Annotated in this window: 24 protein-coding genes; 19 read left to right on the plus strand and 5 right to left on the minus strand. The window is 70.9% G+C overall.

Annotated features, from left to right (window positions below):
• Window positions 1–115: 115 nt before the first annotated feature.
• On the minus strand, window positions 116–1597 hold the full coding sequence (locus OCS65_RS06280; RefSeq protein ID WP_051359271.1) for an MDR family MFS transporter: 1482 nt from the start codon (window positions 1595–1597) through the stop codon (window positions 116–118).
• A gap of 330 nt (window positions 1598–1927) precedes the next feature.
• Between OCS65_RS06280 and OCS65_RS06285 the strand changes: the two genes are divergently transcribed.
• Entirely contained in the window at window positions 1928–2545 is a 618-nt protein-coding gene (locus OCS65_RS06285) for a hypothetical protein (protein WP_263509191.1), read from the plus strand.
• Window positions 2546–2809: 264 nt separating this feature from the next.
• Here the strand turns inward: OCS65_RS06285 and OCS65_RS06290 are convergent, their stop codons facing one another.
• Genes OCS65_RS06290 through OCS65_RS06300 form a run of 3 tightly spaced genes read right to left on the minus strand, consistent with a single transcriptional unit; the run spans window position 2810 to window position 5033 of the window.
• Window positions 2810–3601, minus strand: a complete 792-nt coding sequence (locus tag OCS65_RS06290; protein WP_168580090.1) for an SDR family NAD(P)-dependent oxidoreductase — start codon at window positions 3599–3601, stop codon at window positions 2810–2812.
• Between the two features lie 21 nt (window positions 3602–3622).
• Window positions 3623–3880 carry a hypothetical protein gene (locus OCS65_RS06295; RefSeq protein ID WP_168580089.1) on the minus strand — a complete coding sequence of 86 codons (258 nt, stop codon included), beginning with the start codon at window positions 3878–3880 and terminating at the stop codon, window positions 3623–3625.
• Complete coding sequence (locus OCS65_RS06300) at window positions 3858–5033, minus strand: 3-ketosteroid-9-alpha-monooxygenase, oxygenase component (protein WP_263509194.1); 1176 nt, start codon at window positions 5031–5033, stop codon at window positions 3858–3860. The genes OCS65_RS06295 and OCS65_RS06300 overlap by 23 nt, the downstream gene beginning before the upstream one ends.
• 250 nt (window positions 5034–5283) lie before the next feature.
• Between OCS65_RS06300 and hsaA the strand changes: the two genes are divergently transcribed.
• The 9 genes from hsaA to OCS65_RS06345 all read left to right on the plus strand — a co-directional run bounded on the left by hsaA (window position 5284) and on the right by OCS65_RS06345 (window position 14738).
• Complete coding sequence (hsaA, locus tag OCS65_RS06305) at window positions 5284–6450, plus strand: 3-hydroxy-9,10-secoandrosta-1,3,5(10)-triene-9,17-dione monooxygenase oxygenase subunit (protein WP_263509196.1); 1167 nt, start codon at window positions 5284–5286, stop codon at window positions 6448–6450.
• A 259-nt stretch (window positions 6451–6709) separates the two neighbouring features.
• Window positions 6710–7339 (plus strand): TetR/AcrR family transcriptional regulator, encoded by a 630-nt coding sequence (locus tag OCS65_RS06310; protein WP_006935134.1) that lies wholly within the window; start codon window positions 6710–6712, stop codon window positions 7337–7339.
• 269 nt (window positions 7340–7608) lie between these two features.
• A complete protein-coding gene (locus OCS65_RS06315) occupies window positions 7609–8769 on the plus strand; it encodes a steroid 3-ketoacyl-CoA thiolase (RefSeq protein WP_029545923.1) in 1161 nt (386 codons plus the stop codon).
• A 27-nt stretch (window positions 8770–8796) separates the two neighbouring features.
• Entirely contained in the window at window positions 8797–10989 is a 2193-nt protein-coding gene (locus OCS65_RS06320; RefSeq protein ID WP_263509199.1) for an acyl-CoA dehydrogenase family protein, read from the plus strand.
• A gap of 61 nt (window positions 10990–11050) precedes the next feature.
• On the plus strand, window positions 11051–11923 hold the full coding sequence (locus OCS65_RS06325) for a MaoC/PaaZ C-terminal domain-containing protein (RefSeq protein ID WP_006935146.1): 873 nt from the start codon (window positions 11051–11053) through the stop codon (window positions 11921–11923).
• A complete protein-coding gene (locus OCS65_RS06330; RefSeq protein ID WP_065922103.1) occupies window positions 11920–12570 on the plus strand; it encodes a PaaI family thioesterase in 651 nt (216 codons plus the stop codon). The genes OCS65_RS06325 and OCS65_RS06330 overlap by 4 nt, the downstream gene beginning before the upstream one ends.
• A 13-nt stretch (window positions 12571–12583) precedes the next feature.
• The gene (locus tag OCS65_RS06335) at window positions 12584–13372 is read left to right on the plus strand and encodes an SDR family NAD(P)-dependent oxidoreductase (RefSeq protein WP_029545917.1); all 789 of its coding nucleotides are present in this window, start codon (window positions 12584–12586) and stop codon (window positions 13370–13372) included.
• 276 nt (window positions 13373–13648) lie between these two features.
• Window positions 13649–13777, plus strand: coding sequence for a hypothetical protein (locus OCS65_RS06340; protein ID WP_255326706.1), 129 nt, complete (start codon window positions 13649–13651; stop codon window positions 13775–13777).
• Window positions 13778–13937: 160 nt separating this feature from the next.
• The gene (locus OCS65_RS06345; RefSeq protein ID WP_006935153.1) at window positions 13938–14738 is read left to right on the plus strand and encodes a biosynthetic peptidoglycan transglycosylase; all 801 of its coding nucleotides are present in this window, start codon (window positions 13938–13940) and stop codon (window positions 14736–14738) included.
• A gap of 108 nt (window positions 14739–14846) precedes the next feature.
• On the opposite strand, the gene casG is transcribed toward OCS65_RS06345, so the two are convergent.
• Window positions 14847–16511: a steroid-24-oyl-CoA synthetase gene (casG, locus tag OCS65_RS06350; protein WP_029545915.1), complete on the minus strand. Its 1665-nt coding sequence runs from the start codon at window positions 16509–16511 to the stop codon at window positions 14847–14849.
• Window positions 16512–16728: 217 nt separating this feature from the next.
• Here casG and OCS65_RS06355 point away from each other — a divergent pair, with 217 nt between their 5' ends.
• From OCS65_RS06355 to OCS65_RS06395, 9 genes are all read left to right on the plus strand, one after another.
• On the plus strand, window positions 16729–17922 hold the full coding sequence (locus tag OCS65_RS06355; protein WP_102800495.1) for an NADH:flavin oxidoreductase: 1194 nt from the start codon (window positions 16729–16731) through the stop codon (window positions 17920–17922).
• 14 nt (window positions 17923–17936) lie between these two features.
• A complete protein-coding gene (gene casI / locus OCS65_RS06360) occupies window positions 17937–19634 on the plus strand; it encodes a steroid-22-oyl-CoA synthetase (RefSeq protein WP_102800499.1) in 1698 nt (565 codons plus the stop codon).
• 3 nt (window positions 19635–19637) lie between these two features.
• Complete coding sequence (locus OCS65_RS06365; protein WP_006935160.1) at window positions 19638–20510, plus strand: SDR family NAD(P)-dependent oxidoreductase; 873 nt, start codon at window positions 19638–19640, stop codon at window positions 20508–20510.
• Window positions 20507–21391 carry an LLM class F420-dependent oxidoreductase gene (locus OCS65_RS06370; RefSeq protein ID WP_006935161.1) on the plus strand — a complete coding sequence of 295 codons (885 nt, stop codon included), beginning with the start codon at window positions 20507–20509 and terminating at the stop codon, window positions 21389–21391. The genes OCS65_RS06365 and OCS65_RS06370 overlap by 4 nt, the downstream gene beginning before the upstream one ends.
• Before the next feature lie 101 nt (window positions 21392–21492).
• A complete protein-coding gene (locus OCS65_RS06375; RefSeq protein WP_050035867.1) occupies window positions 21493–22659 on the plus strand; it encodes an acyl-CoA dehydrogenase family protein in 1167 nt (388 codons plus the stop codon).
• The gene (locus OCS65_RS06380) at window positions 22656–23639 is read left to right on the plus strand and encodes a bifunctional MaoC family dehydratase N-terminal/OB-fold nucleic acid binding domain-containing protein (RefSeq protein ID WP_006935165.1); all 984 of its coding nucleotides are present in this window, start codon (window positions 22656–22658) and stop codon (window positions 23637–23639) included. The genes OCS65_RS06375 and OCS65_RS06380 overlap by 4 nt, the downstream gene beginning before the upstream one ends.
• A complete protein-coding gene (locus OCS65_RS06385; RefSeq protein WP_029545905.1) occupies window positions 23640–24752 on the plus strand; it encodes an acyl-CoA dehydrogenase family protein in 1113 nt (370 codons plus the stop codon).
• Window positions 24749–25189, plus strand: coding sequence for a MaoC family dehydratase (locus tag OCS65_RS06390; RefSeq protein WP_006935168.1), 441 nt, complete (start codon window positions 24749–24751; stop codon window positions 25187–25189). Before OCS65_RS06385 ends, OCS65_RS06390 begins: the two co-directional genes overlap by 4 nt.
• Window positions 25186–26361 (plus strand): lipid-transfer protein, encoded by a 1176-nt coding sequence (locus tag OCS65_RS06395; RefSeq protein ID WP_006935170.1) that lies wholly within the window; start codon window positions 25186–25188, stop codon window positions 26359–26361. The genes OCS65_RS06390 and OCS65_RS06395 overlap by 4 nt, the downstream gene beginning before the upstream one ends.

Below are 26361 nucleotides of genomic sequence, written 5' to 3' on the forward strand. Positions count from 1 at the left end.
GGGATCGCCCCGGCCGGGTCTTCGTCTCTCGTTCCCGGAGTCGTACTCCGTGGCTCTCGGGAGTCGTACTCCGTGGCTCTCCGGAGTCGTGCTCCGTGGTTCGGAACCGCGTGGATCAGGCGTGGGTGACCTGTTCGAGCTGTGGCGGCGGGAGGCGTCGGACGAAGGGCGCGGCGACCACGGCGATGAGGGCGAGCACACCGCCCAGCACGAATGCGGTCTGCGCACCCGAGGCCTGGGCCTCGGCCGTGCCGGAGCCGGCGGCGGCGTCGGCGCCGATCGTGAGCGCGGCGACGAGCAGCGCGGTACCGGCGGCACCGGCGAGCTGCTGCAGCGTGTTCATGATCCCGCTGCCGTGGCCGTAGAGCCGCGGCGGCAGGGCGCCGAGCGAGACGGTCATCAGCGGGGTCATGAGCATGGCCATGCCGATGCAGAACACCACGTGCATCGCGATCACGAGCCCGATCGACGTGTCGGTGCCGACGGTGCTCAGCCACCACTGGCCGGCGGCCAGCAGGAGCGCGCCCGGGGTCACGATCGGGCGCGGCCCCACGGCGTCGTAGATGCGGCCGACGATCGGCGAGATCACGCCCTGGACGAGACCGCCGGGCAGCAGGATCAGGCCGGTCGTCAGGATGCTCACCCCGAGCCCGGCCTGCAGGTAGATCGGCAGGACGACGACGGTGCCGAGCATGGTCGCCATGGCGATGACGACGATGACGACCGAGATGCGGAAGTGGGGCACCTCGAACGGATTCAGGTCCAGCAGTGCGGTGCCGGTGCGCTCGAGGCGCTTCTGGCGCGCGACGAAGAGGCCGAGGGCAACGACGCCGACGATCAGCGCGGTCGCGGGGCCGACGATGGTGCCGTCGAGGAGGGACGCGACGTTCGCGAGGCCGTAGACCAGGCCGCCGAAGGCGAAGACCGAGAGGACGACCGACACCACGTCCAACGGCGCCTTGCGGGTCCTGCCGGTGTTGCGGAGGAGGAGCAGGCCCGCCGCGAAGGCGACGATCGTGGCCGGAAGCATGAGACCGAACAGCCAGCGCCAGCTCATGGAGTCGACGATGATGCCGGAGACGGTGGGGCCGATCGCGGGCGCGACCGAGATGACGACGGAGTTCAGGCCCATGACGGTGCCGCGGTGGGCGACGGGAACCGTGGTGATGGTCGTGGTCATCAGCAGCGGCAGGATGACCGCCGTGCCACCGGCCTGGACGACGCGGGCGAGCAGCATGATCTCGAAGCCGGGGGCGGCGGCGGCGAGTGCGGTGCCGGCGATGAACAGGATCATGGCGGCGGTGAACAGGGTTCGGGTCGAGAACCTCTGCAGCAGGAAGCCCGTGGTGGGGATGACCACGGCCATCGTCAGCATGAAGCCGGTGGTGAGCCACTGGACGGTGGCGGCGGAGACCGAGAAGTCCCCCATGAGTTGCGGGAGCGCAACACTGAGCACGGTCTCGTTGAGGATCATGATCAGGGCGGAGACCACCAGCACGCCGATCACCTGAGCGATGTGCCGCGTGGAGGTGAGCCCCTCCGACGCGCCGGGGGCCGCGCCGGCCGGGCGCGTGTCTTTCAGTTCGAGGTTCGTCATCGACACCTTCGCTTCTTCGGTCGTGGACCGGTCAATGATGTCACAGAGTGACGAAGTGTCATAATGTGACATCAACCGCCTTGGCGGGTGCAGTGGGGGCGTGGAGCCGCCCGTGGCCGGACATGCAGGCAGGAAAATTGTCACCAAGAAAGTATTCTTGACACTCTGTCATTGAAGCGCATACGGTGTTGCGTGGCGCACGTGTTGCAGCTCACACCCGGGCGCATGTCCGCCGACGTCCTGTCCGAGGACGCGTCCGGTGGGGCGTCTTCGACGTGGTCGTGCCGAACGCGTCACAGCCCTGACCATCACTCACGAGGGAATGATCGAATGTCTCTGCAAAACAAGGGGATTCTGATCCAGGCCGGGCTCGGCGCGGTGCTCGTCACCGTCCTGATGATTCCGTTCCAGTCCCTGACCCCGCTCGCGCTCTACAGCCCGATGCTCATCCTGCCCGTCATGCTGTTCTTCACGCTGCAGGCACCACCGCGGGCCCTGCTCGGCATGTTCCTCAGCTTCGTGGGCGGCGTTGCCTGGGGCGCAGCGTTTCTCGCCGTCCAGAGCGCCCTGCCCGGCGTACCGCTCGAGCTCGTGATGGGCATCGGAGTGGCGTGCGTGATCTTCCTCGTCCTCGCGGTGCACCCGCTCGTATTCGGCCGCACCCCGCTCGGCATGGTCCCCGCCGTGCTGCTCGGCGTCGTGGAGACGCTGCTCGTGACGAACCTGTCGGTTCTGCTGCCCGACGGTGCGCCCGTGCCGAACCTGCCGTGGCTCGTCGTGATCTTCGGTTACGGCTGCGTCATGACCCTGATCCTCGTCCTCGTGCAGGACAAGATCATCGGGGCCCTGCTCGGTGCGCAGTGGCGCTCCGCGCCCACCGACGAGGCGCCGAGCTCCCAGATCCCGCCCACCCCGCCGGTGCGTCCGTCCCCCCGGCCGACGGCCTGATCCGCCGCGGTTGAGCCGTGTCCGAACGGCATCGGCCGTCGGCTCCGGTGGATCGGGCCGGCCTGCCGGCGCAGCAAGTCGACGGTGGACCGACTGTCATGGAATGTGCGCCGCCCGGCCGACCCGATCCCGGGTAAGGTACCCGCCCGTCGACACTTTCACACCAACGGAGCCCGGGGAACCGGTGTGAGGTTTCTCGCGCTCGGAACGGACGTCGCAGGGCCGGCATCCGATTCCGGATGCCGGCCCTGCGATGCGAGCGAGTCAGCCGCGGTTGAGCAGCTTGCGCATGGCGTCGGCCGCGCCCTTGACGAGCGTGTCGCGCGGGAAGCCGCTGCGCTTGACCGCCGCGTCGTAGTTGCCGCCGGCCACCCACACCGGCCCGTCGGTGAGGTGTTCGAGCCCCTCGCGGGCCACATCCTCCGGCTCGGCGACGAGCATGCCGGGGATGTCGAAGTTCAGCCCGGCGCGGATCATCGCCGGGGTGCGGGTCACGCCGAGGACGAGTTCGACGACGTGTACCCCGTGCGGGGCGAGCTCGAGCCACAGGCTTTCGGCGAACACGCGACTGAACGCCTTGGACGCCGCGTAGATGCTCTGGTGTTCCGCCCCCATGTAGCCGGCGAGCGAACCGAGCAGCATGATGCCGCCCCGGCCGCGCTCCTTCATCTTCGCGCCGAACAGGTGCGAGAGTTCGAGCTGCCGATGGATGTTGAGGTCGATGACGCCGCGGAAGCCGTCGAGGTCGCCGGTGACGAACTCGTTGCCGTAGCTGTTGGCGCCGGCGTTGAAGATGAGCAGGCCCACCTCGACGTCGTCGGTCGCCTGCCGGATCTGCTCGACGGCGTCGGCAGAGAGCAGGTCGAGTGCCAGGGTGCGGACCTGGACGCCGTTGCTGCGCACCTTCTCCGCGGTCTCCTCGAGCGGGCCGGGCTTGCGGGCGATGAGCACCAGATTCAGCCCCGCCTTGCTCAGCTCGTCGGCGAAGGCGGAGCCGACGCCCTCGGAGCCACCGGCGATGACGGCCCACGGGCCGTACTGCTGGACGTTGATCACGAAAGTTCCTTTCCAGCTGATTTACTGGACGATCGGCCCCGGCACCGGGGTGTCGTCGAGGACGGTGATGCGGCCCTCGGTCGCGGCCCGCGTGATCGTCTCGGCGAGCCGGGCGCAGCCGCGGCGCGGAGCCCCGGGGCGGTCGTCCCGGCCGCCCCGTTCCCGCATCTCGGGGCACCGCGCGCGGGCCTGTTCGTTCCATTGGACGGAGGTGTGCTCCCAGCTGTTCTTCGAAACGAGAACGCGGGCACCGCACTCAGTGCACTGCAGGGGCTGCATCGGGATTCGCCGCCTCCTCGGCGTCCTTCGTGCGGGCGAGGTTCTCCTCGACTTCCCTCATCCACGCCGCCACCGGGCGGGCGGTGTCCATCTCGAACTCGAACCGCTCGGTCATCTCCGGCTTGACGTCGGCCGCGTCCACGTAGAACTGCTCGTACCAGCGGCGCAGCTGGTAGACCGGGCCGTCCTCGTCGCACAGCAGCGGATTCTCGATGCGCGTCTTGTTCTTCCAGATCTCGACGTCCTGCTCGAAGCCTCGGGCGATGAAGTCACCGAACTTGCGGGCCGTCTCGTCGGCCGAGTCGCCGAGGGCGTCCGACTTCTTCACGATGATCCCGTACATCAGGACGAACTTGTTCTCGGTGACGGGGTAGTGGCAGTTGAGCAGCACCGAGTCGATATCGTAGCCCTCGTACTTGTACTGCAGGTCGTCGATCATGAACGACGGTCCGAAGTACGCCGCCTCGGAGCGGCTGCCGACGAGCTTCGGCTGGCCGTCGGCGTGCGGCCGCATGTCCTCCCGCGCCTGACCGTGCATGATCTGCGTGGCGACGTGCCCCTCGAAGATGTTCTTGAAATACGTGGGGAACGAGTAGTGCACGTAGAAGAAGTGCGCCATGTCGACGATGTTGTCGATGATCTCGCGGCAGTTGGTGTCGACCTCGGTGGTGTACCAGACCCAGTCGGTCCACTCGTCGCTCGTCGCGCCGGCGATGCGGGGAATGGTCACGTCGGCCGGCGGCGGGTTGCCCTCGGGGTCGTTCCAGACGAACAGCATCCCGTCCTGATCGAGCGTGTGCCAGGCGCGGGTCTTCGCGATCGGCGGAACGCGGCGGGCGTAGGGGATTGCGGTGCAACGTCCGTTGCCGCCCCAGCGCCAGTCGTGGAACGGGCAGGCCACCGAGTCGCCCTTGATCGTGCCCTGGCTGAGGTCGCCGCCCATGTGCCGGCAGTACGCGTCGAGGATCTTCAGGTCGCCGTTGCTGTCGGCGAACACGACGAGCTTGGTGCCGAAGGCATGGACCGAGTGCGGCTTGCCGTCCTTGAAGGACTCGGACAGGCCGAGGCAGTGCCAGCCGCGGGCGAACCGGGTGGGCGCGGAACCGGCCTCGATCTCGCGAACTTCGACGTCGTCGGACTTGCTGGAGCTCACTGTCGTCCGTCCTTTCGAATGGAATGTCGTATCGGATGGAGCACCTCGGGCACCGGTGCTGTGCGCGGGTGGGCCGGGGGACGGTGGCCGCCTGCGACCGTGTGCTCGACGCTAGGTGAGCCCGCTCACCGGGGATGGAGCGCATCCCACTGTCCGGGACCGTCTGCGGCGGTGTATCCGGACGGCACCGCAGGATGGGGTGCCTGTTCCTGCCACGGTGACCCGTCCGGGTCGCGAAGGAGACACACCGATGTCCGACGACGTGCTGACGAAGGTCCGCGAGCTGCTGCCGTCCATCGCGGAGCGCGCCCGCAGCGTCGACGAAACACGCCGGGTGCCCGACCAGACCGTCCAGGACCTGGCCGCCGCGGGAGTGTTCCGGATGCTGCAGCCCGCCCGGCACAGTGGTCTGGAGAGCAACCCTGTGCGCTTCTACGAGGTGGTGCGGGCGATCTCGGGTGCCTGCGGCTCGACGGGCTGGGTGGCCTCGATCCTCGGCGTCCACTCGTGGCATCTGGCGTTGTTCGATGCGCGGGCACAGGACGACGTGTGGGGACAGGACGAGTCGACGCTCCTGTCGTCGTCGTACGCACCGGTCGGCGAGCTCGTCCCGGTCGAGGGCGGCTTCGAGCTGTCGGGCAGCTGGCGGTTCTCCTCCGGCTGCGAACACGCGTCCTGGGCGCTGCTCGGGGCGCTCGTCGTCGGGGCCGAGGGCCGGCCGGTGGACTTCATGACGGTGCTCGTGCCGCGCACCGACTACCGGATCCAGGACGTGTGGGACGTCGTCGGCATGCGCGGCACCGCGAGCAACGAGATCACCGTGGAGAAGGCGTTCGTCCCGCACCACCGGACGGTGCGCAACTACGAGCTCGCGCAGCTGCGGGCCCCCGGGCACAAGGTCAACCCGGGGCCGCTGTTCAGGCTGCCGTTCGCGGCGGTCTTCACCACCGCCGTTGCCGCGCCGGTCATCGGAACGGTCGCCGGATGCTACGAGCAGTACCTGAGCGCGATGCGCGACCGGGTGCGCCTGAGCCTGGGTGGAGGCCGGTTCGCCGAGGACCAGTTCGCGCAGGTCGCCGTCGCCCGCGCCGCGTCCGAGATCGACGCGGCGATCCTGCAGACGGACCGCAACATCCGCGAGTTGTACGAGCTGGCCGTGGCCGGGGAGCCGCTGCCGACGAGCATGCGGCTGCGGGTGCGCCGCGATCAGGTGCGCGGCACCGAGCGCGCCGTCGAGGCGATCGATCTGCTGTTCAAGACCGCGGGCGGCAACTCGCTCGGCCGCGGCAACCCCGTCGAGCGGGCGTGGCGCGACGCGCATGCCGGCAGCGTGCACGTCGCCAACGATCCCGAACGTGCCCTCGCCCTGTACGGCCGGGGCGTGTTCGGGCTGCCGGTGGAGGACAACCTCGTCTGAGCCGGTCCTTCCCGCGCGCGTCGATGCTTCCTGCGCGCGTCGGCACACGCAAGTAAGCACCGTGCCGCGCAACCACATGGGATCGCCCGGTTCGGTATCCTCCATCTGGCCTGGGCGTGGACGTCGAACCCGGACGCAGGGATGCGGCACAGTCCAGGGCAGGTCCCACTGAGCGGAAGATTTCTGCCGGCGCGACGCAGGATGAGGGACGCTGGGCGGCACGGCGTAGCCGCAGGTACGAGACGACGGAGGAACCACGGTGCCGAGAGTTGCCGAAGCGCGGGACGCCGCGGAGCCGACGTCCGCCGAGCAGCGCGCACGGTTCGGCCGCATCCTCGACGCGGCGGCGCGCCTGGCAACCGAGAAGGAACTCGAGCGGGTGCAGATGCATGAGGTCGCGAAGATGGCCGGCGTGGCCATCGGCACCTTGTACCGCTACTTCCCGTCCAAGACGCACCTGTTCGTGGCGGTGATGGTCGACCAGATCGAGCAGATGAGCGATCGGATGACCCAGCGCCCGAACCCGGATTCGACTCCGCAGGAGGCCATCTACGAGGCTCTCGTGCGGGCCACCCGGGCGCTGCGGCGACGGCCGTTGCTGGCGGCGGCGATGATCCAGTCCACGAGCACCGCCAAGGCCACGGCCATCCCCGACGTCGCCAAGATCGACCGCCGGTTCCGGGAGGTCCTCTACCGCGCGGCCGGGCTCGAGTACGTCACCGAGCGGGATGCGACGCTCGTGCGGGTGCTCGAGCAGGCGTGGTTCGGGATCATCCAGTCGAGTCTCAACGGCCGGATCTCGGTGCCGGATGCGGAGTCGGACCTGCGCGTGGCCTGCGAGCTGCTGCTCGCGGGCCTGTCGAACGCGCGGCCAGCTCCGTCCGCCTGACGCCGGGCCGCTCCGGTCCCCCGCCGGGGCGCCGTGCCCGCCCAGTACTGAAATGAATTCTTCTATCGTCGACGGTCGCGCGGGCCGGTCGGCTGCGCGACGTGCGCATGCATACTGGTAGTTCATTGCGAGAGCAGCCTCGCCGCCGACAGGCCATTGTCTCGGCGTAGTTAATAGAATACATTTCAAAAATGAACGCGTTCCCGGTTCGTCCGTTGGCGCGTCCGATTGCCTTCCAGCCCAGCACTCACGTTCCGAGGAGCTTGTTCATGACCGAGGTAGTCATCGTCGAGGCGGCGCGCACCCCCATCGGCCGCCGCCGGGGCGCCCTGGCCGGTCTGCACCCGGCCACCCTGCTCGGCACCGCACAGCGCGCCGTGCTCGACCGCGCCGGCCTCGCCCCCGACCAGGTGGGTCAGATCGTCGGCGGCTGTGTCACCCAGGCCGGGGAACAGTCCAACAACATCACCCGGCAGGCGTGGCTGCACGCCGGCCTGCCCTACGGCACGGCCGCCACATCGATCGACTGCGCGTGCGGCTCCTCCCAGCAGGCCGTCCACATCGTCGCCGGCCTCATCGCCTCCGGGCAGATCTCCGCGGGCATCGGCTGCGGTGTCGAGTCCATGAGCCGGGTGTTCCTCGGCCAGGCACTCACCCCGGAGACCGGCAACCCGTACCCGGACGACTGGACCATCGACATGGGCGACCAGTTCACGTCGGCCGAGCGCATCGCCACCCATCGCGGCATCAAGCGGGGTGACACCGACGCCTTCGGCCTCGAGTCGCAGCGCCGCGCCGCCCGGGCCTGGGCCGAGGGCCGGTTCGACCGCGAGATCGTGCCCACCGAGGCGCCCGTCCTCGCCGACGGCGTGCCCACCGGGGAGACCACCGTCGTCACCCGCGACGGCGGCCTGCGCGAGACCACCGCCGAGGGGCTGGCCGCCCTGAAGCCCGTCGTGGAGGGCGGCATCCATACGGCCGGGTCGGCATCGCAGATCAGCGACGGCGCCGCCGCCGTCCTGCTGACCAGCGCGCAGCGCGCACAGGAACTGGGCCTGCGGCCCCGCGCACGCATCGTCGCCTCGGGAATGGTCGGGTCGGACCCCTACTACCACCTCGACGGCCCGATCGACGCCACGCGGAACGTCCTGGACAAGGCCGGCATGACGCTGGGCGACATCGATCTCGTCGAGATCAACGAGGCGTTCGCGTCGGTCGTGCTGTCGTGGGCGCAGGTGCTCGGCGCCGACCTGTCCAAGGTCAACGTCAACGGCGGCGCCATCGCCCTCGGCCACCCGGTCGGCTCGACCGGCGCCCGGCTCCTCACCACCGCACTGCACGAACTCGAACGATCCGACCGGTCCACGGCACTGGTCACCATGTGCGCGGGCGGCGCACTGTCCACCGCCACCGTCATCGAACGCATCTGACCACACCATCGAATCCACGAGGCCGACATGACCATTGGACTGACAGACGAGGATCGCGACCTGCGCGACTCGGTGCGGAGCTGGGCCGCCCGGCACGTCACCCCCGAGGTGCTGCGTGAGGCCGTCGAGGCCAAGGCCGACACCCGCCCGGCGTTCTGGGGCTCGCTCGCCGAGCTCGGGGTGCTCGGCCTGCACCTTCCCGAGGAGGTCGGCGGTGCCGGATGCGGCCTCGTCGAACTCGCCGTCGTCACCGAGGAACTCGGCCGGTCGATGGTGCCGGGCCCGTTCCTGCCGACCGTGCTGACCGCGGCCGTGCTGCGCGACGCCGGCCGGACCGGCGAGCTCGCCGGCCTCGCGGACGGATCCACGCTCGCCGGCATCGCTCTCGACCCGGGCACGCTGCGGGTGGAGCGCGGCGCCTCGGGCACCACGCTGTCCGGCCGGTCCGGGTACGTGCTCGGCGGCCACACCGCCGACCTGCTGCTCGTCGCCGCCGAGGACGCCGGCAACCGGGCCTGGGTGCTGCTGCGCCGGGACGGACTCGAGCTCGAGGACCTGCCCAGCCACGATGTGGTGCGCGGCAATTCGCAGATCGTGGTGGACGGTTTCGCGCTCGCCGCGGCGGACGTGCTGCGGATCGAGCCGCAGCGGGTCACCGACCTCGCCGCCACTCTGTTCGCGGCCGAGGCGTCCGGAATCGCGGACTGGTGCGTGCGCACCGCGGCCGACTACGCCGCCGTGCGCCGCCAGTTCGGCCGCCCGATCGGCCAGTTCCAGGGTGTCAAGCACCGGGCGGCGCGCATGCTCACGCTCGCGGAGCAGGCCCGCGTGTGCGCGTGGGACGCCGCCCGCGCGCTGACGCCCGGCGCTGCCGACGCCGACGAGGCGTCCCTCGCGGCCGCCGTCGCCGGCGCCACCGCCCCCGAGTCCGCCTTCGCCGTGGCCAAGGACTGCATCCAGATCCTCGGCGGCATCGGCTACACGTGGGAGCACGACGCGCACCTGTATCTGCGTCGCGCACAGTCGCTGCGAATCCTGCTGGGCTCCACCGCGTCCTGGCGCCGGCGCGTCACCGATCTCACCCGCCGCGGCGCCCGCCGCGTCCTCGGCATCGACCTGCCGCCGGAGGCGGAGCAGATCCGCACCGGGGTGCGTGACGAACTCGCCCCGGCCGTCGACCTCGGCGGCGGCGAACGCACGCGGTATCTCGCGGAGAAGGGATACACCGCACCGCATCTGCCCGCACCCTGGGGCAAGGGCGCCGACGCCGTCACCCAGCTGGTGATCGCCGAGGAGCTGCGCGCGGCGAACCTGACGCCGCACGACATGATCATCGGCAACTGGGTGGTGCCGACCCTCATCGCGCACGGCAGCCCCGAGCAGCAGCGACGGTTCGTGCCGCCGTCCCTTCGGGGCGAGATCGTCTGGTGCCAGCTGTTCTCCGAGCCCGGCGCCGGCTCCGACCTCGCGTCGCTCACCACCAAAGCCACCAAGGTCGACGGCGGATGGGTGCTGCAGGGCCAGAAGGTGTGGACCTCGATGGCGCGCGATGCCCACTGGGGCATCTGCCTCGCCCGCACAGACGCCTCGGTGCCCAAGCACAAGGGCCTGTCGTACTTCCTCGTCGACATGCGCGGCAGCGAGGGGCTCGACATCCGCCCGCTGCGCGAGATCACCGGCGAGGCCCTGTTCAACGAGGTCTTCATCGACAACGTGTTCGTTCCCGACGACTGCCTCGTCGGCGAGCCCGGCGACGGCTGGAAGCTCGCCCGCACCACCCTCGCCAACGAACGCGTCTCCCTCTCGCACGACTCGTCCCTCGGTTCCGGGGGTGAGGCCCTCCTCGAGCTGGCGGCCGGACTGCCCGGCGGCCTCGACGACGAGCAGGCCACCACGCTCGGAAAGGTGCTGTGCGACGCCCAGACCGGCGGTCTGATGGGCCTGCGCACCACGCTGCGGTCCCTCGCCGGGGCCCAGCCGGGAGCCGAGTCCTCGGTCGCGAAGCTGCTCGGCGTCGAGCACATCCAGCAGGTGTGGGAGGTCGCGATGGACTGGGCCGGGCCGCGCGCCCTGCTCGGCGGGCAGCACCGCCGGTCGGCGACGCAGATGTTCCTCAACTCGCAGTGCATGTCGATCGCCGGCGGCACCACCAACGTTCAGCTCAACATCATCGGCGAGCGGCTGCTCGGCCTGCCCCGCGACCCCGAACCCGGAAAGTGAGCACGGCGATGACATCGACGCAACGAGGCGCCGGTTCCACGGACGAAGAGGAGAACTGACCGTGCCCATCGACCCGAACGTCGCCCTGTCCGCCGAACCGACGGTGCGCGAAGCGATCTGGACCGACCGCGACGTCATGCTCTACCACCTCGGTCTCGGCGCCGGGGGCGACGGACTCGACCCGGCCGAGCTGAGCTGGGTGTACGAGAAGAACCTGCGCGTGCTCCCGACGTTCGCAATGGTCGCCGGTCAGGGGATCTCGGCCGGCGCGCTGAAGCCGGCCGGAATGAACCTGCCCGGCATCGACATCGACCTGCGCCGGATCCTGCACGGCGGGCAGTCGCTGCAGGTGCACGCACCGATCCCCATCTCCGGCACGGCGCACATCTCGTCGCGGGTGGCGCACGTGTGGGACAAGGGCAAGGCCGCGGTCATCGTGCTGGAGCAGTCCGCCGCCACCCCCGAGGGCGCCCCGCTGTGGACCACCGGCATGCAGATCTGGGCCCGGGGCGAGGGCGGCTTCGGCGGTGAGCCCGGACCGGAAGCGGCCCAGTCGATTCCGGATCGGGAGGCGGACGCGGTCCTCGTCTCCCCGACGAGCCCGCGGCAGGCGCTGCTGTACCGGCTCAGCGGCGACATGAACCCGCTGCACGCCGATCCGGCGTTCGCGCGGGCCGCCGGCTTCGACCGGCCGATCCTGCACGGCCTCGCGTCGTACGGCATCGTGTGCAAGGCCGTCGTCGACGGCATCCTCGACGGCGATCCCACCCGGGTGCGGGACTTCTCGGTGCGGTTCGCCGGCTCCCTGTTCCCGGGCGAGACCCTCGAGACCGCCGTCTGGCGCGACGGCGACCGGCTGACGCTGCTCGCCACCTGCCCGGAGCGCGACGGCGCCCCCGTCCTCACCCACGCCACGATGGAGGTCCGCTCGTGAAGACCGGCACCCATCCCACCGCCGCCACCCACGCGCACCGCACGGTGCTGACGTCGGCGCCGCAGGACGCACCCGTCGACCGGGCCACCGCCGCTGCGCGGCGCGTGGTCGACGCCATGCTGCGCACCGACCGGGGCAACGCCAACCTCGACCGCGTCGCCGAGGAACTCGACAGCATCGCCGACCACCTCGAGGAGCACGCACCCGCCGTCGCCGAGCGGCTGATCGACATGTGGAACGGCGAGGGTGTCACCCGGCACGACCCGGTCACCGGCCCCGAGAACGCGATCGCGCCGCCCCTGGTCCTCGAGGGCCTCGAGGACGGCTCGGTACAGGGCACCGTCACGCTCACGCTGCCGTACCAGGGCCCGCCCGGATGCGTGCACGGCGGCGTATCCGCGCTGATCCTCGACCACGTGCTCGGCGTCGCCAACGCCTGGGGCGGCAAGTCCGGCATGACGGCGAACCTCGTCACGAACTACCACCGGCCGACGCCGCTGTTCGAGCCGCTCGTCGTCACCGGCCGGCTCGTCTCCGTCGACGGCCGCAAGATCCGCACCGTCGGCAACATCGCGACGGCCGACGGGCAGCTGTGTGTCTCGGTGGAGGGGCTGTTCGTCGACAGGACGGTGCCGCGGCCCCGCTAGGAGGAGAACACCGATGGGAGCACTCGAAGGCCGGGTCGCGCTGGTCACCGGCGCCGGCATGGGCATCGGCCGGGGCATCGCCGCGGCGTTCGCGCGGGAGGGCGCGGACGTCGTCGTCGCCGAGATCGACGAGACGGCCGGCGCCGGCACGGCCCGGTGGCTGCGGGACGAGTGGGGCGTGCGCGCCCACTTCCAGCGCACCGACATCACCGACAAGGGCCAGGTCCACGCGATGGTCGACGCCGCGGTCGAGCGGTTCGGCCGCCTCGACATCCTCGTCAACAACGCGTGGCGCAGCTCCGGTTACGCCCGGTTCGAGAACATGACCGACGAGCAGCTGCGCGGCGGCTTCGACATGGCGGTGATGGCCGCGTTCTGGGCGATGCGGCGCGCCCTGCCCGAACTCGAGCGTCGCGGCACCGGCCGGGTGATCAACCTGTGCTCCCTCAACGGCGTCAACGCGCACATGTACTCCGTGCAGTACAACGCCGCCAAGGAGGCGCTGCGCACCCTCACCCGCACCGCCGCGCGGGAATGGGCGCCGAAGCAGATCTGCTGCAACGTGATCTGCCCGGGCGCGCAGAGCGAGGCGTTCCGGCGGGTGGCCGAGGCCAACCCGCAGATGGCGGCCGCGTCGGCGGCGGCCAACCCGATGGGCCGGATCGGCGATCCGGTCGAGGACATCGGGCCCGTCGCGGTGTTCCTCGCCGGCGACGCCTCCCGCTACGTGACGGGCAACACGCTGTTCGTCGACGGCGGCGCCCACATCAACGGTGTCCAGTGGGCGCCGCAGGTGGACTGAGCCCGTCGCCGACAACGGTCCCGGACATCGACAACTGTCGCGACGTGTGTCGGTGTCCGGTTCCGTCCACCGCACCTGTTCGACGGGACGCGGGCCCCGAATCCGGGCGCGACCACAGCGTCGACCTCCCCCCGCGACCGAACCGTGACCGACGCCGACGAGGATGGAGCGGACACGAGTCGGTGAGTGGCGGGAGGCGTGGGCGGCGATGAGGCCGAGCAGGTGCGTGCGGTGCGGCCGGGTAATGGGCCCGTTCGAGGAGCGGATCCACGATCGGTGCGCGCGGTGCGCGGGCCCGGCACCGCGCTCGTCGGCACCGCGCTGGGCGGCACCGCGCTCGTCGGCACCGCGCTGGGCGGCACCGCAGCGCGACGCCGGACCCACGCCCTGGCCGCCGTCCGGTGAGCCGCCGCGCCCCGAGCCCGGCCCCGGGTCCCTGCTGCAGAGGCTTCGGCGCTCCCGACTGCACTGGCGTCGTCCCGCCCCCGCACCGCCGCCGCGCGTCCCGGTCCCGCCGCCGAATCCCTGGCTGCGCCGGGCGAAACGCGCGGCCGCGGCGCTCACGGTGGTCGCGTTCGTCACCGTCGTCGCGGCCTCGTCGCTGCGCGTGTGGACGCCGTCGTCGTCGCGGTTCATGCGGATCGACGACGGTCCGATCGCCTACCAGTACGTCTCGCTCGACCATGTCAGCCGGTACGTCGTCGCGTCGGTGATCGCGCACGAGGACGACCAGATGGGCCTGCGGGCACAGGCGTTCCACTGGGGTGACTTCGCCGACCGCGCCCGTGCCCATCTGACGGGCGAGGAACAACAGACGTATTCGACGATCCCGCAGCAGCTGGCGAAGAACATGTTCTTCACCCCCGACCAGAGCGCGGTCCGCAAGGCCGTCGAGACGGTGCCCTCGGTGCTGCTGAGTGCGACCCTGCCGGACGCCCGCATCATGGAGCTGTACCTGAACTACGCGCAGTTCGGCCCGGACCTGTACGGGGTGTGCGCGGCCAGCTGGTACTACTTCGACACCCCGCCATGGGAGATGTACCAGTACCACGCGATGCAGCTGGCCGGCATGCTGCCCAACCCGGAGGACGTGGTGCGCCTGCCCGGGGGCGGTGTCGCGACTCCCGCCGACGCGCAGTACCCGAGCGCGGCGTTCCACATCAACGGCGCCGCGAACGTCGACCTGCCCGCCCGGTTCGCCGGCTGGGGCGGCTGGGAGAACCTCGTCGCGTCGGTCGGGATCGACGACTCGGCCGCCGACCACGCCGACGACCGTCCGAGCGACGACTCGTGCTCGTCGATGCCCGAGCCGGTGCGGCAGCGCCTGGCCGTGGAGGATCCGGGGTTCGTGTCCCGGTCGCAGTAGCCGGACACGCCGCGACGGACCTGGCGGTTGCGCGCAGCGGTGTTTCTTGCGCACGTACGGACGCGCGCAAGAAACACCTTGCCGCGCAGGAGCATTCGACGACGGCCGCTAGATGCCGACCTCGCGGCGCAGCGTCTTGCCCGTCGCGTTGCGGGGCAGCAGGTCGGAAGTGATCCGCCAGCGCGTGGGCACCTTGAAGTACGACAGCCGCTCGGCCGCGAACTCGCGCAGTTCCTCCTCGGTGACGTGAGCCCCCTCGGCGACGACGACCACGGCCGCGACCTCCTGGCCGAGGTCGGGGTGCGGAACGCCGATCACGGCGCACTCGCGCACGGCCGGGTGCTCGTCGAGGGTCTGCTCGATCTCGGTGGGATAGACGTTTTCGCCGCCGCGCAGGATCAGGTCGGAGCGACGGCCCGTCAGTCGCAGCCGGCCGTTCTCGATGACGCCGTAGTCGCCGGTGCGCAGCCACCGGTCCGGGGTGATGGCCGCGGCCGTGGCCTCCTCGTCCTCCCAGTAGCCGAGCATGACGAACGGGCTGCGCACGCACACCTCGCCCTCCACGCCGTCCGGCAGCCATTCGCCGAACGGGTCGCGGATCTCGAGGCTCACGGTGATGATCGGCCGGCCCAGGGTGCCGGGGAACGCCTCGAGGTCCTGGGAGTTGGCCACCGCGATGGCGGTGCTGCACTCGGTGAGGCCGTAGCTGTCGACGAGGGCGTTGCGGGCGAACGGCACCTTCTCGCGCAGCCGGTCCTTGAACGCGATCGACGACGGCGCCGACGCGAGCGCGAACGCCGTCAGCGACGACAGGTCGTACTTGCCGAGGTCGTCGTGCTCGAGCAGCCGCGACGCCATGGTGGGGACCGCACCCCAGTTGGTGACGCGTTCGCGCTCGATGAGGCCGAGCACCTTGTCGACGTCGAACGAGCCCTGGTGCATGATCACGGCGCTGCCCGTCGCCAGGCGCGGGACGACCAGGTTGTGCAGGCTCGCGATGTGGAACAGCGGCGAGGTGAGCAGGTAGCGCAGGTCGCTGGGGACGTCGTCGCCGGCGGTCCGCCCGGTGAACGCGGCGAGCAGGGCGTCGCTGAACCGGTGGTAGTCCACGACGGCGAGCAGGTTGCGGTGCGAGTGCAGCGCGCCTTTGGGCCGGCCGCTGGTGCCGCTGGTGTACAGGATGACGGACGGGTCGTCCTCGTCGATGTCGACGCGCGGCGGCACGGCGTCGGGGAACTGCGCGATCAGCCGGGGCAGGTCCTCCTCCATCGTCAGGACCGTGATCCCACCGGTGTCGACGTCGGCCAGGGCCGCGGCGCGCTTGGCGTCGACGACGAGGATCTTCGGCCGGCTGTGCTTCAGGCCGTACTCGATCTCCCGCGGCACCCACCATCCGTTGAGGCCGACGGTGATGGCGCCGAGCACCTGGCTCGCCCAGAACGCGATCACCCATTCGGGGGTGTTCGCTCCCAGTATCGCGACCCGGTCACCCTTCTCCACGCCGTACCGCTCGCGTAACGCGTGGGCGAGGGAGTACGCCGCGGCGGCGTGCTCGGTGAACGACAGCCGGCGGTCGGCGGTGACGAGGTAGTCCCGGTCGCCCCAGCGCAGGGAGTCGGCGAGCAGGTCGCCCACGGCCTTGCCGCGGTTCTTCATCACCGGCATCGAGGCGCCGAGCACCTCTTCCTCGACGATCTCGAACCGGCCACCCGGGCCGGTGAGGCGGGAGACGACCTCGTCGAGGTACAGCCGGGGATCTGCGGACGCAGTCATGCGGGGACCTTTCCTTCGTGTCACGTGAATACCGTGTCACCTGCTGCGATGGGCCTGGAACCCCACCCCGGCCGCGGCCGCGTGTGAGGCGTGCCACTGCAATTTCTCATGCCGGATCGCGGCCGCGGAAGTGGTTACCACTGAGCGGGACTTCCCGTGATCCACCCGACAGCCGGGGCTACGTTCGGCGCAGAATCGCTGCCGGAGGAGCAACCGCATGTCCACATTTCTCGACAACCCGACGACGAGGATCGATCCCTTCGCCCCCGCGAAGCTCGGTCCGCTGACCCTGCGCAACCGGGTCATCAAGGCGGCCACGTTCGAGGGGCTCACCCCGAAGGGGCTCGTCACCGACGAGCTCATCGAGTTCCACCGCCGGCCCGCCGCCGGCGGCGTCGGCATGACGACGGTCGCGTACTGCGCCGTCGCGCCGGACGGCCGCACCGCGCCCGGCCAGCTGCAGTGGACCGACGAGACCCGGCCCGGCATGCGCAGGCTCACCGACGCGATCCACGCCGAGGGCGCCGCGGTGTCGGCGCAGATCGGGCACGCCGGACCGGTCGCCGCCGCCAAGTACCTGGGCACCCCCGCCCTCGGTCCGAGCCGCGCCTTCCGCATGACGACCCAGAACTTCAGCAAGCCCGCGACCAAGGCGGACATCGCCCGCATCACCGAAGCCCACGCCGAGGCCGCGCGCCGCGCCGTCGAGGCCGGGTTCGACGCGGTCGAGATCCATTTCGGGCACAACTACCTGATCAGCTCGTTCCTGAGCCCGAAGATCAACAAGCGCAAGGACGAGTACGGCGGCTCGCTCGAGAACCGCGCGCGCTTCGCGCGGGAAGCCGCCCGCGCCGTCCGCGACGCCGTGGGAGACAGGATCGCGATCCTCGCCAAGCTCAACATGGACGACGGTGTGCCCGGCGGCTTCTGGCTCGACGAGTCGATCCAGGTGGCCAAGTGGCTCGAGGCCGACGGCTCCCTCGACGCGCTCGAGCTCACCGCCGGCAGCTCCCTGCTCAACCCGATGTACCTGTTCAAGGGCGACGCGCCGCTGCGCGACTTCGCCGCCGTGATGCCGCAGCCCACGAAGCTCGGGATCCAGCTGGTGGGCAAGCACTTCCTGCGCGAGTACCCCTACCGCGACGGCTACCTGCTCGAGGACGCCAAGCAGTTCCGGTCGCAGCTGAAGATGCCGCTGGTGCTGCTCGGCGGCATCACCAACCGGGCGATCATCGACGAGGCGATGGCCGAGGGCTTCCAGTTCGTCGCCGCCGCGCGGGCGCTGCTGCGCGAGCCGGATCTCGTCAACCGCATGCAGGAGGACGCGGCCGCCGCGTCGCTGTGCAACCACTGCAACAAGTGCATGACCGCCATCTACGGGGGCACCCACTGCGTGCTCCGGACGGCGTGAAGGGAGCCGCGACGATGACGAGCACCGTGAACCCCCGCGCCGCCGCAACGGAGACGGGGGTGCAGCGCGCCACCATCGCCGAGATGCTGCTCGACCGCGTCGGCGACGACCGGCTCGGCCTGCGGACCCGGGAGCAGGACTGGACCTGGGACGCCGTGGTGCGCGAGAGCGCGGCCCGCGGCGAGCTGGCCCGCGCGCTGCGCGTCGACGGCCCGTTCCACATCGGCATTCTTCTCGACAACGTCCCGGACTTCCTGTTCTGGCTCGGCGGGGCGGCCCTGGCGGGCGCGACGGTCGTCGGCATCAATCCCACGCGCGGCGCGGCGGAGCTCGAGGCCGAGATCCGGTACGTGGACTGCCAGCTCATCGTCACCGACACCGCCGGGATGGCGAAGCTGCGCGGCCTCGACCTGGGCCTCGACGAGGACCGCTTCCTGCTGATCGACGATCCCGACTACGCGGCGCGGCTCGAGCGGGTGGAACCGGCGATCGCCGACGGCGTCGGCGAGGACAGCCTGTTCCTGCTGCTGTTCACCTCCGGCACCACCGGCCGTTCGAAGGCCGTCAAGTGCTCCCAGGGCCGGTTGTCGCGGCTCGCGTACGCCAACACCGCCAAGTACGGGCACCACCGCGACGACGTCGACTACTGCTGCATGCCGCTGTTCCACGGCAACGCGCTGATGGCGCTGTGGGCGCCGGCGCTGGCCAACGGCGCGACGGTGTGCCTGACCCGCAAGTTCTCCGCGTCCGGCTTCCTGCCCGACGTGAAGTTCTTCGGGGCGACGTTCTTCACCTACGTCGGCAAGGCCCTGGCGTACCTGATGGCCACGCCGGAGCAGCCCGACGACGCCGACAACCGGCTCGAACGGGGTTTCGGCACCGAGGCCTCGCCCGAGGACAAGGCCGAGTTCGTGCGCCGGTTCGGTGCGGTGCTGTACGAGGGGTACGGCTCGAGCGAGGGCGCCGGTTCGGTCCGGCTCGATCCGCAGGCCCCGGAGGGCGCCCTCGGCCGGCCCGCCCACGCGGGTATCGCGGTGGTGAACCCCGACACCCTCGAGGAGTGCGCCCGCGCGGTGCTCGACGAGCACGGCCGCGTCCTCAACCCGGACGAGGCGATCGGGGAGATGATCAACAAGGAGGGCGCCCGCGCCTTCGAGGGCTACTACAAGAACGACGTCGCCGACGCGGAGCGGATCCGCAACGGCTGGTACTGGACCGGCGATCTCGGCTACGTCGACGAGGCCGGCTTCATCTACTTCGCCGGCCGCAAGGGCGACTGGATCCGGGTCGACGGCGAGAACACCTCGGCCCTGATGATCGAGCGGGTCCTGCGCCGGCATCCGAAGGTCGTGAGCACCGGCGTCTACGCGGTGCCGGATCCCCGGTCGGGCGATCAGGTGATGGCGGCGATCGAGGTCGAGTCCCTCGCCGGCTTCGATCCGGTCGAGTTCGCCGAATTCCTCACCGGGCAGGCCGATCTCGGTTCGAAGGCCGCGCCGCGGTTCGTGCGCGTGTCGACGAACCTGCCGGTGACGGGCTCGAACAAGGTCCTCAAGCGCGAGCTGCAGGCGCAGCGCTGGCACACCACCGAGCCCGTGTACCGGTGGGTGGGACGCGGCGCGCCGGAGTACACCGCGATGAGCGCGGACGACAAGGCCGCGCTCGACCGGGAGTTCGCCGCGCACGGCCGGCAACGGCTGCTGAGCGTGTAGGCGATGCCGGACACCCGCGTCGCCCTCGTCACCGGTGCCAGCCGCGGCATCGGGCGCGAGACCGCCCTCGCGTTCGCCCGGGCCGGCTTCGACGTCGCGGTCACCGCCCGCACGGTCCGCGAGGGCCGGGGCACGGTGCCTCCGCGCACCCGCCGCGACGGCGACGAGCCGATCGCCGTCCCCGGCAGCCTCGAGACCACCGCGGCGGCGATCGAATCGCTCGGGGTGCGGGCACTGCCCGTCCCGATGGACCTGCTCGACGTCGACTCCGTGCGGGCCGCGGGCCGCCGTGTGCTGGACGTGTGGGGCCGGATCGACGTGCTCGTCAACAACGCCTACGCACAGACGAGCGGCAACATGGACCGGCTCCTCGACATCGATCTCGCCGACGCCGCCGCCATGGTGGAGGGCAACTACCTGCACCAGCTGGCGCTGATCCAGACGGTGCTGCCGGCCATGCTCGCCCGCGGCGGCGGCGTCGTGATCGACCTCGTGTCCGGGTCGGCCGCGATCGATCCGCCCGCGCCGCCGGGGGAGGGCGGCTGGGGCCTGTCGTACGCGGCGTCGAAGGCCGCGTTCGCGCGGGTCGCCGGGATGATCAACGCCGAGTACCGCGCCCGCGGTGTCCGGGCGTTCAACCTCAGTCCGGGTTTCGTCGTCACCGAGTCGGGGCGGGCCCGGGGCGGCACCCGCGCGGTGGAGGACGCCGGGTTCGACGCGGTGCCGGCGACGGTGCCCGCCGACGCCGCGGTGTGGCTGGCGACGGTGCCCGACGCGGACCGGTTGCTGGGCAAGGTCGTATGGGCGCCGACGCTGATCGAGAGGATGTCCGCTTCCGCGGTGGAGCGGCGGAACGAGAGGACGGACGTCACGTGAAGCTGGGTGTGGTGGTGCCGGTCGAGCTGGAGCAGAGCGGGGAACCCGAGTGGATCCTCGAATTCGCCCGCGCCGCCGAGAAACTGGGTTTCGACGAGATCTCCGCCGTCGAGCATTCCGTCGTCGTCGCGAACACGGGCAGCGCGTACCCGTATGCGCCGACCGGCAAGTCGCACCTGCCCGACGACTGCGACCTGCCCGACCCGCTCGAGCTGCTGTCGTTCGTCGCCGGCGCCACCACCGACCTCGGGCTCGCGACCGGGGTGCTGGTGCTGCCCAACCACCATCCCGTGGTCCTGGCCAAACGCCTGGCCACCCTCGACCGGCTCGCCCGCGGCCGGGTCCGGATCTGCCTGGGACTGGGCTGGATGCGGGAGGAGATCGAGGCGTGCGGCGGCGACTTCGACCGTCGCGGGAAGATCGCCGACGAGGCGATCGCGGTGATGCGGGCCCTGTGGGCCGGCACCGGTCCGGCCGGGGTGGACTTCGACGGCGAGTTCTACACGTTCCGCGGCGCCCACAGCTGGCCGAAACCGCACCGCGAGACCGGGGTGCCGCTGTACATCGGTGGGCACAGCGCGGCCGCCGCGCGGCGGGCCGGCCGGCTCGGCGACGGGTTCCAGCCGCTCGGCCTGGCGGGGGAGGACCTCGACCGCGCGATCGGGCGGATGCGCCGCGCCGCCGAGGCGGCGGGCCGCGATCCCGGCACCGTCGAGCTGGTGCTCGGGGCGACCCTGCCGCGGCTGGACGAGGCGCGGATGGACCGGGCCCGGAAGCTGGGGGCGGGGCGGATGGTGCTGTCGGCCTCGCCGAACGCGGGATCGCTGAGCCAGGTCGTCGACGAGATGGCCGCCTGCGCCGAACGCCTCGGCCGGGTCTGACGCCGGGCCGGTTCCCGCTGGCCGAGATGCTCCGCCCGGCCGCCGGCAACGCTGACTAGCGTCCGAGGTCACAACGACATTCGGTCGCTAGGAGAATCGCGATGGATCTGAAGGAATCCCCGGAGCAGGTCGCGCTCAGGAAGGAGCTGCGCACCTACTTCGCGTCGCTGCTGCCGGAGGACAAGCGCCGCCGTGCCGGTGAGCAGGGGGTGGGCGGCGAGCACTTCCGCGAGGTCGTCACGCTGCTCGGCAAGGACGGCTGGCTGGGGATCGGCTGGCCCACGGAGTACGGCGGGCAGGGCCGCTCCATCGAGGAACAGTTCGTGTTCTTCGACGAGGTGCAGCGGGCGGGCCTGCCCTTCCCGTTCGTCACCGTGAACACCGTCGGGCCGACCCTGATGAAATACGGCACGCAGGAACAGAAGGACCGCTTCCTGCCCGGCATCCTCTCCGGCGACATCGTCTTCGCCATCGGCTACACCGAACCGGAGGCCGGCACCGACCTGGCGTCGCTGAAGACCCGCGCGGTGCGCGACGGCGACGAGTGGGTGGTCGACGGCAACAAGATCTTCACCTCGGGCGCGAACACGGCCGACTACGTGTGGCTCGCGTGCCGCACCGACCCGGACGTCCCGAAGCACAAGGGCATCTCGATCCTCATCGTGCCGACCGACGCGCCCGGGTTCTCGTGGTCGCCGATCCACACCGTCGGGGGTCTCTCGGTCACCGCCACCTACTACAGCGGTATCCGAATCCCGGACCGGGACGTCGTCGGCGAGGTCGGCGGCGGCTGGCCGCTGATCACCGCGCAGCTCAACCACGAACGCATCGGCCTCGCCGCGATCGGCGGCCGCACCTACGGGCTGTGGCAGCAGGTGCTGGACTGGGCGAAGGAGAACGGCGCCGTCGAGATTCCCTGGGTGCAGCAGGAGTTCGCTCGCACCCACGCCAAGCTCGAGGCGATGCGGCTGCTGAACTGGAAGATGACCGCCGCCGTCGCGGCCGACACCCTCTCCGGTGCCGACGCGGGCGCGACCAAGGTGTACGGCACGGAGACGCACGTCGACGTGTACCGGACGCTGCTGGGCATTCTCGGGGCCGCCGGCCGGATCCGCCCCGAGTCGCCGGGAGCCGTGCTCGCCGGACAGATCGAGCAGATCTCCCGTCAGGGCATGGTCAACACGTTCGGCGGCGGTGTCAACGAGGTCCTGCGCGACATGGTCGGCACGATGGGCCTGGGCCTGGTGCGGGAGAAGAGGGTCAAGTGAGCGAACTGCTGACCAGGCTGAGGGCGTTCGAGGGGCAGACCCTGACGCCGACGACGTGGGGCCCGGACGCGGTCAACACCCCGATGATCCGGCACTGGGTCGAGACGATGGGTGACACCAGCCCGATCTACCTCGACGACGCCGCCGCCCGCGCCACCGGCCGCGACGGTGCCGTCGCGCCCGCGCTCATGACGCAGGTGTGGACGATGCGCACCTTCACCGACAAGATGGCGAACAACGACCCGTCGCCGGTGTGGACCGACCTGATCGCCACGCTCGACGACGCCGGCTTCACGTCCGTCGTCGCGACGGACTCGGACTTCGAGTTCTTCGTCGAACTGCGCCCCGGCGAACGGGTTTCACTCACCGAGGTGATCGAATCGATCTCCGAGGAGAAGAGGACCGGGCTCGGCGCGGGTCACTTCGTGACCACCCTCAAGACGTACCGCAACGGGGACGGCGCGGTCGTCGCCACCCAGCGCTGGCGCACCCTGCGCTTCCGGCCGAAGGACACGGCGCAGCCGGAGCCGAAGCGCGAGAGCTCGCCCGGCTCGGAATCCGCCGCTCCGAAGGGTCTGCGCCCGCGTCCGGCGATCAACGCCGACAACGCCTTCTGGTTCGAGGCGGCCAGGGAGCACCGCCTGGTGATCCAGCGTTGCGCGGCGTGCGGCACGCTGCGGCATCCGACCGGGCCGATGTGCGGGCGGTGCCGTTCCCTCGAGTGGGACACCGTCGACGCGTCGGGCCGCGGCACCGTCTACAGCTTCGTCGTCAACCACCACCCGCGGATCCCCGGGTTCGAGTACCCGCTCGTCGTCGCGACGATCGAACTCGAGGAGGGCACCCGGCTGATCGCGAACATGACCGGTGTAGAACCGCACGCGGTCGAGATCGGCATGGCGGTGGAACTGGACTGGATCGACGCCGACCCCGAGTTGACGCTGCCCGCGTTCCGGCCGGCCGCACGGAAGGATTCGTAGATGGATTTCAACTTCAGCGAAGAGCAGGAAGCGATTCGCGGCCTCGCGCACGAGGTCTTCACCGGCAAGGCCGGCATCGATCGGGTCAAGCAGGTCGAGCTGAGCGACGAGCGCCTCGACCGGGAGCTGTGGCGGGAGCTGGCCACCACGGGTCTGCTCGGCGTCGCGCTGCCCGAAGACCTCGGCGGCGGTGGGCTCGGCCTGGCGGAGCTGTACGTCCTGCTCGAGCAGCAGGGCCGGCACGTGGCGCCGGTGCCGATCTGGCAATCGGTGCTCGCCGCGCTCGCCGTCGCCGAGTTCGGCACCGACGACCAGCGCACCGCGCTGGTGCCGGGTGTCGCCGACGGCAGCCGGTTCCTGACGATCGGTCTCGAGGAGTTCGGCCCCTACGTCCCCGGTGACCCGCAGACCACCGCCACGGAGGCCGGTGGCCGGTGGACCCTCACCGGCGCGAAGGCCGTCGTCCCGGTCACCCACGTCGCGTCCCGCGCGATCGTCTCGGCGACCACGCCGGCCGGTGCCGCGCTGTTCGTCGTCGATCTCGCCGGCGCGGGCGTCTCCGTCGAGCAGACGCACTCGACCACCTGGGAGATCTGCGGCAACGTCACGTTCGACTCGGCTCCCGCCGAGCTGCTCGGGCCCACCGACGGCACCGCAGCGCAGTGGCTGCTCGACCGCGTCGAGCTCGCGCTCGCCGCGATCCAGCTCGGTGTCGGCTCGGGTGCCGTCCAGCAGGCCGTCACCTACCTCAACGGGCGCATGCAGTTCGGACGTCCGCTCGCGACGTTCCAGGCCGTGGGCCACCAGCTGGCCGACTGCTACATCGACCTCGAGGCGATGCGCGTGACGCTGTGGCAGGCCGCGTGGCTGCTCGCCGAGGGACAGGACCCCGGCACCTCGGTGCTCGTCGCGAAGTGGTGGGCCACCGACGGCGGCCAGCGCGTCGTGCACCGCACCACGCACGTGCACGGCGGCATGGGCGTCGACACCGACTATCCGGTGCATCGGCACCTGTTGTGGGGCAAGCAGATCGGCGCCAACCTCGGTGGCTCCGCGTCGGATCTGGCGCGCCTGGGCGCCCAGCTCGCCGCCGGCGTCGAGGTGGTCGCGTGACCGCCACCGTGTCCACGGGCCGCAGCTACGACGACATCGAGATCGGCGAGGTACTGCCCGAACTCGCGATCCCGCTCACCCGCACACTGATCGTCGCGACCGCCCTCGCGACCCGCGACTTCCAGGATGTCCACCACGACCCCGAGCTGGCGCGCGAGCGCGGCTCGAAGGACGTGTTCATGAACATCCTCACCAGCAACGGCCTGGTGGGCCGGTTCGTCACGGACTGGTCCGGTCCGTGCGCCGTCGTGCGGCGGGTGAAGATCCGTCTGGGCGCACCGAACTACCCCGGGGACACCATGACGATGACCGGCGAGGTGGTCGGCAAGTCCGACGGCCTCGTCGAGGTCCGCGTCCGCGGCGCCAACAGCCTCGGCGACCACGCCACCGGCACTGTCACGATCGCCTTCACCGACCGGCCGGGAGGAACCCGATGACCAGCCCGCTCTCCGGTGCCGCCGCGATCGTCGGCATCGGCGCCACCGAGTTCTCCAAGAAGTCCGGCCGCTCGGAGCTGCAGCTCGCGTGCGAGGCCGTCGTCGCCGCACTGGCCGACGCCGGCATCGACCCGTCCGAGGTCGACGGACTGGCCACCTACACGATGGAGACCAACGGCGAGATCCTCGTCGCCCGCAACTGCGGGCTCGGGGAGCTGAAGTTCTTCTCCCGCATCGGCTACGGCGGCGGGGCGGCGTGCGCGACGGTGCAGCAGGCCGCGATGGCCGTCGCGACGGGCGTCGCCGAGGTCGTCGTGGTCTACCGCGCGTTCAACGAACGTTCCGGTATCCGGTTCGGTCTCGGCCAGCACGACCGGCCGATGGATTCGACCGCCGACCGCGCCGCCTACGCGTGGCTGACCCCGCAGGGGCTGGCGACGCCCGCTCAGTGGGTCGCGATGTTCGCCCGCCGCTACATGCACCAGTACGGTGCCACGAGTGAGGATTTCGGTCGGGTTGCCGTCGTCGCCCGCAAGCACGCCGCGAACAATCCGGCCGCGTGGTTCCACGGCAAGCCCATCACGCTCGCGGACCATCAGAACTCGCGGTGGATCGCCGAGCCGCTGCACCTGCTCGACTGCTGCCAGGAGACCGACGGCGGTCAGGCCCTCGTCGTCGTCTCGGCGGAACGCGCCCGGGACCTGCGGCACCGGCCCGTGCTCGTCAAGGGCGCCGCGCAGGGCTCCGGCAAGGACCAGCACATGATGACCAGCTACTACCGTCCGGACATCACCGGCATCCCCGAGATGGGACTGGTGGGCCGCCAGCTCTACGGCCAGAGCGGACTGAGTCCGGACCACATCGACGCGGCGATCCTCTACGACCACTTCACCCCGCTGGTGCTGCCGCAGCTCGAGGAACTCGGCTTCTGTGGCGTCGGCGAGGCCAGGGACTTCGTCCGCGAGGGCAACCTCGAGATCGGGGGCCGGCTGCCGAGCAACACCCACGGCGGCCAGGTCGGCGAGGCGTATCTGCACGGTGTCAACGGCATCGCCGAGGCGGTCCGCCTGGTGCGCGGCACCTCCACCAATCAACCCGACGGCGTCGAGAACGTGATCGTCACGGCGGGAACCGCGGTTCCCACGTCCGGACTGATCCTCGGTGCCGCCTGA

The sequence above is a fragment of the Rhodococcus aetherivorans genome (assembly GCF_025722975.1).
In the GTDB taxonomy this organism is placed as follows: Bacteria; Actinomycetota; Actinomycetes; order Mycobacteriales; family Mycobacteriaceae; genus Rhodococcus; species Rhodococcus aetherivorans.

What these genes read in the sequence shown, in the direction of transcription:
- OCS65_RS06385 (WP_029545905.1), top strand. Translation starts at nt 23,640, where the DNA reads ATGGATTTCAACTTCAGCGAAGAGCAGGAAGCGATTCGCGGCCTCGCG.
- OCS65_RS06285 (WP_263509191.1), top strand. Translation starts at nt 1,928, where the DNA reads ATGTCTCTGCAAAACAAGGGGATTCTGATCCAGGCCGGGCTCGGCGCG.
- OCS65_RS06355 (WP_102800495.1), top strand. Translation starts at nt 16,729, where the DNA reads ATGTCCACATTTCTCGACAACCCGACGACGAGGATCGATCCCTTCGCC.
- casI (WP_102800499.1), top strand. Translation starts at nt 17,937, where the DNA reads ATGACGAGCACCGTGAACCCCCGCGCCGCCGCAACGGAGACGGGGGTG.
- OCS65_RS06365 (WP_006935160.1), top strand. Translation starts at nt 19,638, where the DNA reads ATGCCGGACACCCGCGTCGCCCTCGTCACCGGTGCCAGCCGCGGCATC.
- casG (WP_029545915.1), bottom strand. Translation starts at nt 16,511, where the DNA reads ATGACTGCGTCCGCAGATCCCCGGCTGTACCTCGACGAGGTCGTCTCC.
- OCS65_RS06395 (WP_006935170.1), top strand. Translation starts at nt 25,186, where the DNA reads ATGACCAGCCCGCTCTCCGGTGCCGCCGCGATCGTCGGCATCGGCGCC.
- OCS65_RS06295 (WP_168580089.1), bottom strand. Translation starts at nt 3,880, where the DNA reads ATGCAGCCCCTGCAGTGCACTGAGTGCGGTGCCCGCGTTCTCGTTTCG.
- OCS65_RS06280 (WP_051359271.1), bottom strand. Translation starts at nt 1,597, where the DNA reads ATGACGAACCTCGAACTGAAAGACACGCGCCCGGCCGGCGCGGCCCCC.
- OCS65_RS06315 (WP_029545923.1), top strand. Translation starts at nt 7,609, where the DNA reads ATGACCGAGGTAGTCATCGTCGAGGCGGCGCGCACCCCCATCGGCCGC.
- hsaA (WP_263509196.1), top strand. Translation starts at nt 5,284, where the DNA reads ATGTCCGACGACGTGCTGACGAAGGTCCGCGAGCTGCTGCCGTCCATC.
- OCS65_RS06375 (WP_050035867.1), top strand. Translation starts at nt 21,493, where the DNA reads ATGGATCTGAAGGAATCCCCGGAGCAGGTCGCGCTCAGGAAGGAGCTG.
- OCS65_RS06320 (WP_263509199.1), top strand. Translation starts at nt 8,797, where the DNA reads ATGACCATTGGACTGACAGACGAGGATCGCGACCTGCGCGACTCGGTG.
- OCS65_RS06335 (WP_029545917.1), top strand. Translation starts at nt 12,584, where the DNA reads ATGGGAGCACTCGAAGGCCGGGTCGCGCTGGTCACCGGCGCCGGCATG.